The following is a 13,937-nucleotide window of genomic DNA, read 5'->3' on the forward strand; positions in this document are numbered from 1 at the left end:
CTACAACATCGGTTCGAACGCCGGGGACAGATAACGGGCGGCCATGACTTTGGCCTGTTCGATGATCACCGGATCCCCGACGGCATCAACACGGAAAGCCGTTTCGAGAAGAGCCTGACTGGCCTCCCAGCAGACATAGATCATCAGCATCAGTTCGTCGTGGGGCACGTGTGCGCGAGTTGCCAGCGTGTCGGCGAGAGTTGCGGCGAATCGGGTGTTGTTGTGTTCATGGTCGGCGCGAATGAAATCCGGGTCCAGGCGCGCGCCGACCCACAACTCTCGAAGCGCTGGTTCGCTGCGGTAAAACGACGCATAGGAATCCAGCAGTCGATCAAGCAGCACATGCCACTCTGCGTCGATGGCCGCATCTGCCAATGTTGCCGCGAGTACTTCCCCGAAGCGGTCTGCGAAGCGCTGCGCCAGCGCGTAGACGATGTCGTCCTTGCGGGCGAAGAACTGGTACAGCGTTCCCAGCGGAACGCCGGCGCGGCTGGCGATGTCGCTGACTTTGAGGTTTTCCAGGCCCTGGTCGACGACAATGGCCGCCGCCGCGTCCAGAATGCGTTCGACGCGTTCGCGGCTGCGCTGCTGACTCGGTGAGCGCCGCATGTGGGCCGGACCGGGCGGAATCACTTCTGGTCAAACGGCGCCGAGCGCATGAGCGGAATGAAACCGCAGCGGCGTAGCAGCGCAAAACGTCCGCCGCGTACAGCTTTCGCCTCGGCGGTGAAGTGGGCTGCCAGTTCGCGGGTGAATCCTTGCCTGTCGTAGCGGTCCAGCGTGTAGTCGACCAGTTTCGTGGACAGCTCCCATATCCGGTTGCCCACGATGTCGACCATGGCCCCGGCCTGGATGTAGCAACCGAGCGGGCCGTCGCGCTCGACATTGACGCCAGGGGTGGTGTGCACCGTAATGGCGTCGGCCAGCTGCGCTGCCTTGCGATCGTCGAGTTGTGCCGATGTGGCGCACTCGGTGGCGCGGCGGGCGCTGCGTAAGGTGAAGTCCTCACCCGGCACGACGGGCGCGATTCCGTGATCGTGCAACAGGCAGCCGGCGTAGAACAGTTCCTCGTCTAGTGCGATGGCATCGACGTCGGCGAGCGCACGTCCGAAGACCCATGACCGGTAACTGTGGCCAATGATTACCCGGCTCTGTTCCGCCGCGGCGGCCTCTACCTCGCGGGCGAACCGGCTGTCGGGCGGGCGAATCTCGTGATCTGTGGGCGAAGCGATGGTGGCGGGCCGGGCGCCTCTCAGCCGGTGCAGGAAATAGTCACGCTGGCTGTTCACGATCGAACCCAGCAGCCGTAGCCGTTCCCGCCGCGTGAGCAGGCCTTTGGTGCGCCGCGTCCACTCCAAGCCGCCGAGTCGGTTCGGGTCCGGGTGCGCGCTCATCTCGCTCCGACGATGAGCGACCGGCATAACATGAACATGATTCATGTTCTAGACGCCCAGAGCGGTGGAGTCAAACTCGCTCACGAGCATTCGGTTAGGCGCAGCCGTGCGTACGGCGCTCTGACCCGATCCAATGCGGCCGACGCGGCACTGCGGAGAGTGCGCGCCGCGGGCGAACTGCCTTCCGAAAAATTGGGCCGTTGCGCGCGGTTCGACCGAGAGTATAGTCAACCATGGTTGACGGTTGGGAGGTGAGCCAGATGGAGTACGAGTCATTGTTTCGCGAGGTCGAGACGTCCTGCGAGAGTGCCTTTTTCGTAGTCGGCCAGGTGGTCGAGTAAGCCGTTTCGGCTGGGGCATCGCCACTCCTCGTGGTGGATGCCCCAGCAGCCATCGCTGCGCCTACCGAGAGGAGAACCTGATGTTGCGCAGCACAACAATGGCCGAGGCCGGTTCGGTGACAGGCGACGGCAGCTCGGTTGAGGTCTACTGCCGGATGCCGTCGATGGGCGAGGTTGAGCAAGTTCAATCCATGCTGCTGCCCAACAGTTCGGTGCTTGATCTGGGCGCCGGCACCGGACGTGTCGCCGACGCTCTCGCCCTGCTCGGTCACCGCGTCACCGCCGTCGACGACTCACGCGAGATGCTCGCCCACGTCCGCAACGCCCGGACGGTGCAGAGCCGCATCGAAGACGTCCGGTTGAACGAGCGGTTCGACGCGGTCTTGTTGATGTCGAATCTGATCAACTATCCGACCCCGATACTTCGCAGGTCCATGCTGGCTACCGTCGCTCACCACTTGGCGCCGAATGGCCAGGCGATCATCCAGTGGGCGCCGCCGTCTCTGTTGGCTTCTCGGCCGACCGGCTGGACGAAAACGCTGAGTTTCGATGCAATGCAGACGACCCTGACGATCCGCTCCAACCGCGGGGGAATCACCACCGGCGAGTTCGTATTGGCTGTCGACGGCCGATCGTGGCGTCAGTCGTTGATCTTGCAGCGTGTCAGCCCCGACGCGGTCCGCGCCGATCTTGCGCGAGCGGGGTTGGTGCTGACGACAGTCGACCCGGATTCAACCCGTTGGTTGCACGCCCGGAGAACCTCTTAGGGAGTGCGGGTCAGCCCTGCGGCGTATTCACCGCAGCTGCGGCATCACGTCACTCGCCAACAGCTCCAGGTGCGCCAGGTCCGACATGTCGAGCAGCTGCGCGTAGACCCGCTGCACACCCAATTCGCGCCACGGCCCCAGCTTGTCGACGATCTCGTCCGGGCTGCCCACGAGCGGACTGTTGGAGCTCATCTCGTCGACCTCCCGGCCGATCACGGAAGCGCGGCGGGCCACCTCGGCGTCGTCGCGGCCGGCGCACAACACAAACGCACTCGAGTACACGATCGAGTCGGCAGCCCGGCCAGCCGCGGCCACCGCGTCGGCCACTCGCTCGAATTGCCGGCGCACGACGTCGATCGTCGCGAAGGGCACATTGAACTCGGCCGCATACTGGGCCGCCAGCGCCGGCGTGCGTTTGGCGCCGGTGCCACCGACCACGATCGGCGGGTGCGGGCTCTGCACCGGCTTGGGCAGCCCCGGGGAGTCGTTGATCGTGTAGTGCTCACCGGCATAGTCGAATGTCTGGCCCGCCGGGGTGGTCCACAGGCCGGTGATGACGGCGAGCTGCTCGGTGAGCCGGTCGAAGCGTTCCCGCACCGACGGGAACGGTACCCCGTAGGCTCGGTGCTCCGCTTCGAACCAGCCGCTGCCCAGTCCGAATTCCACACGGCCGCCGCTCATTTCGTCGACCTGTGCCACCGCTATCGCCAGCGGGCCCGGGTAGCGGAACGTCGCGGACGTCACCAGGGTGCCCAGCCTGATGTGCGAGGTCTCGCGGGCGATCGCGCCCAGCGTCACCCAGGAGTCGGTCGGTCCCGGGCCCCCGTCACCGCTCATGGCCAGGTAGTGATCCGAGCGGAAGAATGCGTCGAAGCCGAGATCCTCGGCTGCTTGTGCAACTGCCAACTGGTCGGCGTAGATGGCACCTTGCTGCGGCTCGACGAAAGCTCGGAAGTCCATGGGATCCTACGGTAACGTACTGCGCTGCAACGTGATAGCGCCGCGGTCGATTCAGGAGACGCCCGTGGGCTTGCGGTCGGAATCGTTGAATTTGACGCTGACACGCTGAAAGCCTTTGACGCGTTCAGCTTTCGCCTTCCTGGTGTAGGTCTTACGATCCGCCGGCGTGAGGTTCACGTCGTCGGTGAACGGCGTGAGCAACGAACGCGGGTGCAGTCCTTCAACCAAGACCACGTTGATCTCGGCGCACAGCACCAGCGTCGAGGACACCAGAAACAAGAACGCCAACAGTCCCAGCACCAACGCGAACACACTGTTGGTGGCGCTGGACGACTTCACCACGTGTCCGATGTAGCCCGCGCCGAACCACTGCAGGATCTGCCACACGATGGCCGCCGCGATGGCTCCCGGCAACACCTGCCGGTAGGTGAGTTCCCGGGCGGTGGTCACCCGGAACGCCACCAGGCAGATCCCCGCGTTGATGGCAACCGCGACCAGGGCGACGCCGATCCTGCCGAGCGGGCCCAAACTGCTTGTCACGTGCGCGATTGCCGAGAGCAGGGTGGTGGCGATGGCCGCCGAACCGAGCACCAACAGCAACACCAGGCTGCGCGCCCTCGACCGGATCGGATCGGGACGCTCATGCCGCGGCACCGCCCACACCGAATCCATGGCGTTCTGCAGCGCCTGCCCGACGCCCAAACCGCCGTAGAGTGCGCCGAATATCCCGACCGCCACCGCGCCGGATCCGCCGCTGAGTCCTTCTGGCTGGTGTAGCTGGCTGCCGATCACCGGGAACTGGCTCAACGTGCTCTGCAACACCTGTGCCTGCAGGTCGGGCCTGCCGGCCAGCAGGACTCCGAGGCCGGTGGTCAACAGCAGCAGCAGCGGAAACAGCGACACGAAGGTGTAGTAGGTGATCAGCGCGGCCAGATAACCGCCCTGATCGTCGAGGTACTTGTAGATCACCGCAATGGCAGCGCCCACGGTGCGATTGCGTTGCTGCAACCTGTCCAGCCAGCCGACCATCGCCGCTCACTTCAAGCTCACCAATGAAACATTGCCGCAAGAAATACCCGAAACCGCCGAGGGCCAATCTTTGCTTAGGGCGTTGAGTTTCGGGTACCCCTGCCGCCATGCCGCCCCGCCGCCAGTCTGATCAGACCGCCCCGAAGCGAACCAGCCCCACCGGCAACACAAATGGAGAGGTCGGGGACTACGACCCGCGCGGTCAGGGCGGAAAGTACCTGACGACCGCCCAGGGACTGCGCCTGCCCGACACCGACCACTCACTGAAGGCCGGCAACCGTGGGCCGAGTCTGCTCGAGGACTTCCACCTGCGCGAGAAGATCACGCACTTCGACCATGAGCGCATCCCGGAACGGGTCGTGCATGCCCGCGGCGCCGCCGCTCACGGTGTCTTCGAGTCCTACGGCACCGCCGCATCGGTCACCAGGGCAGGGTTCCTGGCGCGCAAAGGCAAGAAAACCCAAGTGTTCTGTCGGTTCTCGACCGTGCTGGGCTCGCGGGGTTCAGCCGACACCGTGCGCGACACCCGCGGATTCGCGGTCAAGTTCTACACCGACGAAGGCAATTTCGACCTGGTGGGCAACAACATTCCGGTCTTCTTCATCCAGGACGGCATCAAATTCCCCGACGTCGTTCATGCGGCCAAGCCCCACCCCGACCGCGAGATCCCGCAGGCCCAGTCGGCACACGACACCTTCTGGGATTTCGTCTCGCTGCATACCGAAGCCACCCATCACGTGTTCTGGAACATGAGCGATCGCGGCATTCCGCGTTCCTACCGCACGATGGAGGGATTCGGCGTCCACACCTTCCGGCTGGTCAACAAGAAGGGCAAGACGAGCCTGGTCAAATTTCACTGGAAGCCGGTGGCCGGGGTGCATTCCCAGGTCTGGGAAGAGGCGCAGATCGCGGCCGGTGTCGACCCCGACTTCCACCGCCGGGACATGGCCGATGGCATCGAAGCGGGCGCCCCCCTCGAATACGAGCTTGGCATCCAGGTGATGCCGGACGACGGCACCGACAGCTTCCAGGGCATCGACCTGCTGGACCCGACCAAGATCGTGCCGGAAGAGATGGTGCCGGTGCAGTTGATCGGCAAGCTGACTCTCAACGGCAACCCGACCAACTTCTTCGCCGAAACCGAGCAGGTCGCGTTCCATCTCGGCAACCTGGTGCCCGGCATCGAACCGACCAATGACCCGCTGCTGCAGGCCCGGCTGTTCTCCTACCTGGACACCCAATTGACCCGGCTCGGTGGTCCCAACTTCACCCAGCTGCCGATCAACCGGCCGCACTGCCCGGTGAACGACATGCTGCGCGACGGCATGCACCAGACCGCGATTCACACCGGCCAGGCGCCATACCGCCCCAACAGCATCGACGACGGCGAACCGTTGGTGGCCGGCGCGGACGAAGGCGGTTACGTGCAGACACCACGCCCCGTGCAGGGCCCGACGGTTCGGGAAAACCCGTCCTCGTTCGAGGACCATTTCACCCAGCCGGCCATGTTCTATCGGAGCCTGACCCCCGTCGAGCAGGCGCACATCATCGAGGCGTTCACGTTCGAACTCGGCAAGTGCTACGAGCAGTCCATCAAGGAACGCCAGCTGGAAGTGCTGGCGAACGTCGACGCCGATCTGTGCAAGCAGGTGGCCATCGGACTGGGCCTGCCGGCCCCCAAGGGCAATCCGCCGAAGGATGTGCTGCTGTCGCCGGCTCTGTCCCAAGTCGTCGAGACCCCCGGTCCCATCGACGGTCGCAAGATCGGCATCATCGCCGGTGCGGATTCCGATCTGGGTGGCGTGTCCAAACTCGTCGACGCGGTACTGGGCCTCAATGCGACACCGTTGGTCACCGCACCGGTCGGTGGCGTGCTGAAGTCCGGCCGGCGCAGCGTGATCGTCGAACGGACCCTACTGACCACGCGGTCCATCGAGTTCGACGCGGTGGTGGTCGCCGCGGGCACGAAGCCTGCGGATGATCTCAAGCTGGTGCTGTTGCTGCAGGAGGCATTTCGGCACTGCAAGCCGATAGCCGCCTGGGGTGACGGCACGGTTGCGCTGACCGCCGCGGGGATCCCGCTGGAGGCCCCCGGCGTGCTTGTTGCCGAGAAGATAGACCGAAAATTCACCGCCGCGCTCGCCAAAGCCGTTGGCCTGCACAGGGTGTGGGAGCGCGCCGTCGACGTGATGGCGTCGGAGGTGGCGCCGGCGCGCTGATGTCACACCGTCGCGCGGTCGCGGCCCTCCCAATAGGGCTTGCGCAGTTCCTTCTTGAGGATCTTGCCGGTCGGGTTGCGTGGCAGTTCGTCGGCGAAGTCGATGGATTTCGGGCACTTGTAGGCGGCCAGTCGCTCGCGGGCGAACGCGATGATCTCCTCCGCGGTGGCTTCACCCTCCACTGCGATAACGGCTTTCACCACTTCGCCCCACTTCTCGTCGGGTACTCCGATCACCGCGACCTCCACCACCGCCGGGTGTTCGGCCAGCACCTGCTCCACCTCGATCGAGTAGATGTTCTCCCCGCCCGAGATGATCATGTCCTTGAGCCGGTCTTCGACGAAGATGTAACCACCGTCGTCGACGCGCCCGATGTCGCCGGTGCGGAACCAGCCGTCCTCGGTGATCGCCTCGGCGGTCGCCTCCGGCCTGTTGTGATAACCCTTCATCAATTGTGGTGAGCGGAACCATAGTTCGCCCTGCTGACCGGGCGGGACATCTTCGAGCGTGTACGGGTCCACGACGCGCACCTCCGCGCCCGGGACCAGTGTTCCGGCACTGCTGAGCCGTTCCGGGTTGTCGGTGGCGCGATGGGCATCGGGCAGCAGGTGACTTATCACGCCGCACAACTCGGTCAGGCCGTACGCCTGGATGAAGTCGGTGTTCGGCCACGCCTGCAGGGCCGCACGCAGCAGCGGCAGCGGCATCGGCGACGCGCCATAGGAATAGGTCTTCAGCGCGCCGAACAGCTTCACCGCATCCTCGCCGGACTCCAGCACTTTCGCCAGCACCGCGGGCACTAGGAAGGTTCTGTTGGCGCCCTTGAGGATTGCGCCGGCCAGCGTCATGCCGTCGACGTCGCGCGTCATCACGCTGGGCACCCCGTCGTGGATCCCGAACTGCACATACGATGATCCGCCGACGTGGAACAGCGGCATCGACACCATGCTCTTGTCGCCCGGGTCGAACTCGAAGCCCTCATGGGCGTTGAGCGTGTGCGCGATCATGTTCGCCTGCGTCAGCTGCACCCCCTTGGGGCGCCCGGTGGTGCCCGAGGAGTACATGATGATGCACACGTCGTCGGGTTCGACGTCGTCGGCCCGGCCTACCGGCGTCGCCCCGGCCAGCAACGCCTCGTACTCGTCGCCGTCTCCGCCATCGGGGGTCACCGTGATGATGTGCTCGACGTTGACCAGGTCACCGCGGATCTTGTCGATGCTCGGCTTGAGTTCCGCCCCGACGATCAGCACCTTGGCGCCCGAATCGTTGATCACGTAGTCGAGTTCGTCGGCGGCGAGCCGGAAGTTGATGATCGCGTTGGCCGCACCAAGCGATGCGGCGGCGAACGTCAACTCGACACACGCGGGATGGTTCTTGTCCAAGAACGCCACCACGTCGCCGCGTTCGACACCGAACGCCGACAGTGCGCCGGCCAATCGGCGGACCCTGTCGTTCCACTGTGCCCAGGTCCACTTGCGGTCCAGATAGTCGATCGCCTCGTCATCAGGCTTGGTGGCGGCCCAGTGTGCGAGCCGGTCGTCAAGGAAACGCGGGTCTGCTAGGTCAGGCATGGGATGAGCCTTCCATGTCGAGTGCTTACGGAGAAGCAATTCAGTGGATGCGGGCGCTGCCGCCCAGTCCGACCTCCAGGACGCTGCCGGTGATGACGCCGGGGTCGGTGACCAGGTATACAACACCGCGGCTCACGTCTTCCGGCTGCAGCCACGGCTGCGGTATCGGGTTGGCTCTCATCATCCGGCGCACCAGCTCGTCGGGAACATCATCGCCTCCAGCGGGCTGCACCATCGGGGTCTGGGTGGTGGTCGGGCAGATGACGTTGATGGTGATGCCCTCTTTGGCGACTTCGAGGGCCGCCGACTTGGCGAGCCCGATGATGCCCCACTTGGTGGCGTTGTAGGCAGCGAGATCGGGGATCCCCATCCGGCCCCCCATCGAGGACGTCACCACGATCCGACCGAAACGCTGTCGGCGCATCACCGGAATGACGGCCCGCAGCGTGTGAAACACACCGGTCAGGTTCGTGTCGAGGAGTTGCTGCCACACCCGGTCGCTGACCTGGTCCAGCGGCCCCGTGCTCACGATGCCGGCGTTGGCCACGGCGATGTCGAGGCTGCCCAGTTCCGCCGCCGCCTGCTCGACGGCAGCGGCAACCTGCGACGAGTCCCGGACGTCGGCGGCTATCGGCAGGCAGCGTCGTCCCAGCTTCTCGACGAGTCGGGCGGTCTCGTGCAGATCGTCCACCGTGCCGAGCGGGTACGTCAGATCCGTCATGGGTCCGGGCGCGTCGACGGCGACGATGTCCGCGCCTTCGGCCGCCAGCGCCACCGCATGCGCGCGGCCTTGTCCCCGGGCACCTCCGGTGATCAGCGCGACCCGGCCATCCAAAGCACCCATGCCGCAGACGTTAGCCCCTGACCGCGAACCAGCTGCGGCGGGAGCTCATTAACGTCAGCGCCGCTGCCAGGGCGGACGGGGGTTCGGGATGCAGACGCCTCGCACGCAGCCCAACACGCCCCGAACGGGCGGCGGGGTGGCTTTGGGGGGTGGCTGGCATCCGGTGGCCGGACAGGGTGGGTCGCCGGGGCCGTAGTCCGCTTGGGCTGTCGGCGCGGCCACCAACGCCCCCGCGGTCAGCGCTGCTGCGATGAACATCTTGGCTGCGATCATCTGACTCTGCCCTCGAACGACTGCATGCAGGCTTCACGATAGCGCGCGCCACACGGTTCGGAGCCGGCCGAGAACGAGCGCATAGGCTTTGCATATGAGCGCCGGGGAGCAGCGCGGGGGAGTCGATCTGACGAACCTGGATCAGCCGCTGAGTCCGGATGCCGGCGCCACCAAGCGCGACCTGGTCGACTACCTGGACGCGGTGGCCGACCGGATGGTGCCCGGATTGGCCGGCCGGCCGCTCACCGTTCTTCGGGTGTTGCGCGGGCGGGCTCCCTTCATGCAGAAAAACGTTCCCAAGTACACCCCGGAGTGGGTGCGGACGGTGGCCATCTGGGCGGAGGCCTCCCACCGCGAGGTGCATTACCCCGTGTGTGACGACCGGCGGACCTTGCTCTGGCTCGCTAATCAGCGCGCGGTCGAATACCACCCCGCTCTGGGTCTGGCCGACGACATCTATCGGCCGACCCACCTCGTGCTCGATCTCGATCCGCCCGCCGGCGGCGACTTCGCCGCGGTGGTCCACGTGGCCCACCTGGTGCGGCAGGCGCTGGAAGACAGTGGTCTGGCCGGCGCGGTAAAGACCAGCGGGGCCAAGGGCATTCACGTCTTCGTGCCGATCGACGACCACGCAGCCGTCGAAGATGTCGCAGCCGCCACCCGCGCCTTGGCGGCGCGCGCCGAGGCGCTCGACCCTGCCTCGGCGACAACGGCTTTCATCGTGGAAGACCGCGAAGGCAAGGTTTTCGTCGATGCCACGCGAGCCGGGGGCGCCACGGTCGCCGCTGCCTACAGCCCGCGGTTACGTCCCGGCACTCCGGTGTCGTTCCCGTTGGACTGGTCGGATCTGGACCGGGTAAGCCCCACCGACTTCACGGTGCACACGGCGTTCGACGCCCTTGCCGGCCGTGATCCCTGGGCGGACTCGATGCCGGCGGCGCAACGACTGCCGAGCGACCTCATCGAACAGGGCCGCACCATCCCGGTCGCCCGAGTCGCGGCGATGCATGAAGGGAAGCGGCGCGCCCGCGCGCGACGCGCCGAAAAGGATTGAGCTCAGTCGGTTCGCGACGCCTGGTAGTACGCGATGCGCCAGTGGTCGGCGCCTCGGGTCACCAGCACGCCGATCCGCACGCTGACGGTGTCCCGATCGGGGAACGAGAAGTCGGCGTGCAGGTAGCCCAGGACTGCCTCCGTGCTCACCCGCCGGGTCTCCAGGACGTGGTAGGCCACCGTCATGCCCGGCGGCTGTCCATCGTAGTAGGCGTAAACTCCTTGTCGGCCAACGCTGTACGGACGCAGCCCCTGAAAGACCGTGTCCTCGGTGAACTGCTCGGCCACCAGGTCGGGTTGGTGGCTGTCGACGCCCGACTTCCATCGGTCCATCACTTCACCGACGATTTTTTCAAGGTCAGTGCCCGGCACTTTGGCCTCCGTCCACGTGCAGGATTTCGCCGGTGACGAACGAGTTGCCTTCCAGGTACAACACCGCGTCCACCACTTCGCCGATCTCACCCAGCCGCCCGAGTGGATGCATCTTCGCCAGCATGTCGTGGGTCGACGGGTCGTGCATCGGCGTGCGAATGTTGCCCAGCGCAACGGCGTTGACCCGGATCCCCCGGTCGGCGTACTCGATGGCCAGTGCCTTGGTCGCCGCGTTCAGCCCGCCCTTGGTCAGCGACGCCAGCACCGAGGGCACGGCGGAATTGGGGTGATCGACCAGGCTGGTGGAGATGTTCACGACATGGCCGCCGCGGCCCCCGTCCAGCATCACGGCGATCGCGGCCCGCGAAACCTCAAAGAAGCCGCGGAGATTCACCCCGGTGACGGCCTCGTAGTCCGCGTCGGTGTATTCCGTGAACGGCTTGGGAACGAAGATTCCGGCGTTGTTCACCACGGTGTCGACGCGGCCGAACCGTTCCAGTGCCGCATCCACGATGCGGCCGCCCACGCCGGGCTGCGCCACGTCACCGGGTACGGCCAGCACCAGCGGATCGGTACTGTCGGCGATGCGACGTGAGTTGGCGACGACGGCGTAGCCGCGTCGGCGGTATCCGGCGACCAGTGCGTCGCCGATCCCCTGCGAAGCGCCCGTGATGATGGCCACGCGTTCATTCACGACAGAGTCCCTTCCTTACCCGGTGACCTCGTCAACAACCATTAGGCTCCGGAGAATTCCGGCCCCTGACCGGCCCCGGTGACCGGTCCTGCAGCAGCGGAGGAGAGCGAATGGTGAGCCAGGTCGACATCGCCGTCGTCGGCGTGCACGTCCTCGACACTCACGTGCTGGGCGTCACCTCCATTCCCGACGGGTCCGAGGGCCAGCTGGTCGAGACCATCAAGATCTCCCCGGCCGGTACCGCCGGCGGTACGGCCGTCGTCCTGAGCCGCCTGGGCGCCCGGGCCCGCTCCTACGGAGCCGTCGGCGCCGACGCACTCGGCGACACCCTGCTCGGCTTGCTCAAGACCAATGGCGTCGACATCGCCGGCATGGTGCGCACCACGGCCAGCCAAACCTCGGCGTCGGTCATCCCCGTGCGTCCCAACGGGGACCGGCCGGCCTGGCACTGTCCGGGCGCCAACGCCACCCTCACTCTGGACGCGCTGGATCTCGACGACATCGCCCGCGCGGCGCACCTGCATCTCGGCGGGCCGGAATTCCTCGGCGGAGCTGCCGCAGCGACACTGCTCAAGCATGCCAAAGACCACGGTCTGAGTACGTCGGTCGACATCCTTGCCGGTGGCAACCCGGGCCTGCTGGCCTGGATCGCAGAGGCCCTGCCGCACACCGACTACCTGCTGCCCAACGACGAACAGGTGCTCGGCTTCACCGGCGCCACCGACCTGGAGGCCGGAGCCAGGGCCCTGCTGGAAGCCGGCGCCGGCTGCGTCGCGGTCACCCGCGGCGGTGCGGGCGCGCTCGTCGTCCTCCCGGAGGAATCGATCGCGGTGCCCGCATACGCGGTCGACGTTCTCGACACCACCGGATGCGGCGACGCGTTTTCGGCGGGCTTCATCCTCGGTCGCACGCTGGGACGAGACCTGACGGCGTCGGCTCGGCTGGGATGTGCCACCGCGGCGCAAGTTGCGGGGGGAGTGGGCACCGACGCGGGGTCCTACGACCTTGCGGCGGTAGAGGCCTTCATCGCTCAGAACCAGGGACCCGGGTAGCGGCCCTCGTTGTCACGCACCAATAGGATCTCCCGGCAGTCGCCCTTTTGCTGGGGGGCGGTTTCGCCGCGGCATACCAGGGTCCAGCCGGATATCCGTCCGAAGGGTCGCTCGGACCAGTTCGTCGCGACGGGGTTGGTTGCCGGGAGCGCGAGCACGGAGAAGGTGCCGGCGGAATTGGTGATGTAGAGGTGGTCGCCGAAGAACGCCAACTTCGAGATCGGTTGCTTCTTCGCCTCCTCGCGGGCTACGAGCAGATCCCAATGCTGCGTGCGCAGATTCCACACCCCATAGCCGAACTGGGAGCTGTCCGCGCCGCGCCCGTCGACGAAGAGCTTCCCGTCGGACAGTGTCGCAACCAGTCCACCACCGGAAATCCGGTCGGTGTCACCGAATTTGACCAGCGATCGGGACGTCAGGTCATAGAAGGTGGTCGACATGACCGGTGGGTTGTGCGACTCCCAGTGCGTGATCTGGACGAGTTTGTCTGGCCCGTCCGATAATTGGGCGTCGACGGCGGCTACGTCGTTGTCTTGGTAGACGGGTTCGCCTGTGGGCAGCCGCAATTCAGCACCCGTGGGTTCCCGATGGAAGGCCAGCACGTCCTGCCACACGCGGGCCTGCTCCGGGTCGTCCCAGCGGGTGGCCAGGTCGGTATTGGACAGGATCGTGGTCTTCGGGCTCGCCGATGCCCCACGCGCATCGGCGAAACCGTTGATCCATGCCACGCCGGTGGTAGTGGGCGCCAGCCGCCAGTCCTTGGCCGCGGCGAGCTTGAGTTCGGGAGTGGGTGCCGGCAGGTCCCGGGTTGCCAGCGGCTGACTTGACTTGAGATCGAACAGGTAGGCGGTCGCCTTGACCGTTGGCGGCGCGGGTGCCGCCTTGGTGGTGGCCACGACGTAGACGACTTTCATGTCGCTGACGTTGTTCGACAGCGCGCACATCGCGCCGGTGACCGCCTCGTCGGCGCCCACCATGGGCACTGCCGGCATGATCAGATCCGCGGTTTTCGGGTCGAGGACTTTCGGCCGGATGTCTTCGAGCGCGGATTTGCCGACCGAGAATTCGGTGGGACAGCCGAAGTAAACAGTATCGCCGTAGGCCTTCCAATCCTTGGCCAGCGGGCTGATGTGTGGCGGTGGCGGCGCCACCGTGTTCGGTGGCGGCTTGACAGTGGTGTGCGTGGTCTGTGCCGCCGGCGGCGTCACGGTCGCTGAGGTGGCGCAAGCGGCGACGCCGAGGCAGGCAGGTAGCGCGACCAGCGCAAACCACCGGCCGGTCGCGAACAGCCTGTTAGGCACCCTCATCAGCGTTCCCCCCGCTAAGTCATGTGTTCTCTGAGCCTAAAGGCGTTTGGTGCGCACGGCG

The 13,937-nt window shown here is 66.1% G+C and carries 14 protein-coding genes; 4 read left to right on the forward strand and 10 right to left on the reverse strand.

Translation table 11 applies throughout. The features are described from left to right. Nucleotides 1-609, reverse strand: a complete 609-nt coding sequence (locus AWC08_RS21975) for a TetR/AcrR family transcriptional regulator (protein WP_069433779.1) — start codon at nt 607-609, stop codon at nt 1-3. Between the two features lie 20 nt (nt 610-629). Beyond that, complete coding sequence (locus tag AWC08_RS21980; protein ID WP_069433771.1) at nt 630-1,394, reverse strand: HD domain-containing protein; 765 nt, start codon at nt 1,392-1,394, stop codon at nt 630-632. A gap of 421 nt (nt 1,395-1,815) precedes the next feature. On the opposite strand from AWC08_RS21980, the gene AWC08_RS21985 reads away from it, so the two are divergent. Continuing rightward, nucleotides 1,816-2,502: a class I SAM-dependent methyltransferase gene (locus AWC08_RS21985; RefSeq protein WP_069433772.1), complete on the forward strand. Its 687-nt coding sequence runs from the start codon at nt 1,816-1,818 to the stop codon at nt 2,500-2,502. Nucleotides 2,503-2,529: 27 nt separating this feature from the next. Here AWC08_RS21985 and AWC08_RS21990 read toward each other — a convergent pair whose 3' ends face one another. Next, nucleotides 2,530-3,462, reverse strand: a complete 933-nt coding sequence (locus AWC08_RS21990) for an LLM class F420-dependent oxidoreductase (RefSeq protein ID WP_069433773.1) — start codon at nt 3,460-3,462, stop codon at nt 2,530-2,532. Between the two features lie 51 nt (nt 3,463-3,513). Continuing rightward, entirely contained in the window at nt 3,514-4,491 is a 978-nt protein-coding gene (locus tag AWC08_RS21995) for a YihY/virulence factor BrkB family protein (RefSeq protein WP_065131779.1), read from the reverse strand. A gap of 107 nt (nt 4,492-4,598) precedes the next feature. On the opposite strand from AWC08_RS21995, the gene AWC08_RS22000 reads away from it, so the two are divergent. Continuing rightward, the gene (locus AWC08_RS22000) at nt 4,599-6,710 is read left to right on the forward strand and encodes a catalase (protein ID WP_065131778.1); all 2,112 of its coding nucleotides are present in this window, start codon (nt 4,599-4,601) and stop codon (nt 6,708-6,710) included. Between the two features lie 2 nt (nt 6,711-6,712). On the opposite strand, the gene AWC08_RS22005 is transcribed toward AWC08_RS22000, so the two are convergent. The 3 genes from AWC08_RS22005 to AWC08_RS36675 are packed head-to-tail and all read right to left on the reverse strand — an operon-like array spanning nt 6,713 to nt 9,398. Continuing rightward, the gene (locus AWC08_RS22005) at nt 6,713-8,281 is read right to left on the reverse strand and encodes a long-chain-fatty-acid--CoA ligase (protein WP_065131777.1); all 1,569 of its coding nucleotides are present in this window, start codon (nt 8,279-8,281) and stop codon (nt 6,713-6,715) included. Between the two features lie 40 nt (nt 8,282-8,321). After that, complete coding sequence (locus tag AWC08_RS22010; protein WP_065131776.1) at nt 8,322-9,125, reverse strand: mycofactocin-coupled SDR family oxidoreductase; 804 nt, start codon at nt 9,123-9,125, stop codon at nt 8,322-8,324. A gap of 54 nt (nt 9,126-9,179) precedes the next feature. Further along, a complete protein-coding gene (locus tag AWC08_RS36675; protein ID WP_156803080.1) occupies nt 9,180-9,398 on the reverse strand; it encodes a hypothetical protein in 219 nt (72 codons plus the stop codon). 94 nt (nt 9,399-9,492) lie between these two features. Here AWC08_RS36675 and AWC08_RS22015 point away from each other — a divergent pair, with 94 nt between their 5' ends. Continuing rightward, nucleotides 9,493-10,452, forward strand: coding sequence for a DNA polymerase domain-containing protein (locus AWC08_RS22015; RefSeq protein WP_065131775.1), 960 nt, complete (start codon nt 9,493-9,495; stop codon nt 10,450-10,452). Between the two features lie 2 nt (nt 10,453-10,454). Here the strand turns inward: AWC08_RS22015 and AWC08_RS22020 are convergent, their stop codons facing one another. Both AWC08_RS22020 and AWC08_RS22025 read right to left on the reverse strand, forming a co-directional pair. Beyond that, nucleotides 10,455-10,823 (reverse strand): nuclear transport factor 2 family protein, encoded by a 369-nt coding sequence (locus AWC08_RS22020; RefSeq protein ID WP_065131774.1) that lies wholly within the window; start codon nt 10,821-10,823, stop codon nt 10,455-10,457. Further along, a complete protein-coding gene (locus tag AWC08_RS22025; RefSeq protein ID WP_065131773.1) occupies nt 10,810-11,517 on the reverse strand; it encodes an SDR family NAD(P)-dependent oxidoreductase in 708 nt (235 codons plus the stop codon). The genes AWC08_RS22020 and AWC08_RS22025 overlap by 14 nt, the downstream gene beginning before the upstream one ends. A 110-nt stretch (nt 11,518-11,627) precedes the next feature. Here AWC08_RS22025 and AWC08_RS22030 point away from each other — a divergent pair, with 110 nt between their 5' ends. Then, nucleotides 11,628-12,569, forward strand: coding sequence for a carbohydrate kinase family protein (locus AWC08_RS22030; protein WP_065131772.1), 942 nt, complete (start codon nt 11,628-11,630; stop codon nt 12,567-12,569). Here AWC08_RS22030 and AWC08_RS22035 read toward each other — a convergent pair. Further along, entirely contained in the window at nt 12,548-13,870 is a 1,323-nt protein-coding gene (locus AWC08_RS22035) for a hypothetical protein (RefSeq protein ID WP_232007874.1), read from the reverse strand. The two genes, AWC08_RS22030 and AWC08_RS22035, sit on opposite strands and share 22 nt — an antisense overlap. Nucleotides 13,871-13,937 lie beyond the last annotated feature (67 nt).

The organism is Mycobacterium gordonae (assembly GCF_002101675.1).
In the GTDB taxonomy this organism is placed as follows: domain Bacteria; phylum Actinomycetota; class Actinomycetes; order Mycobacteriales; family Mycobacteriaceae; genus Mycobacterium; species Mycobacterium gordonae.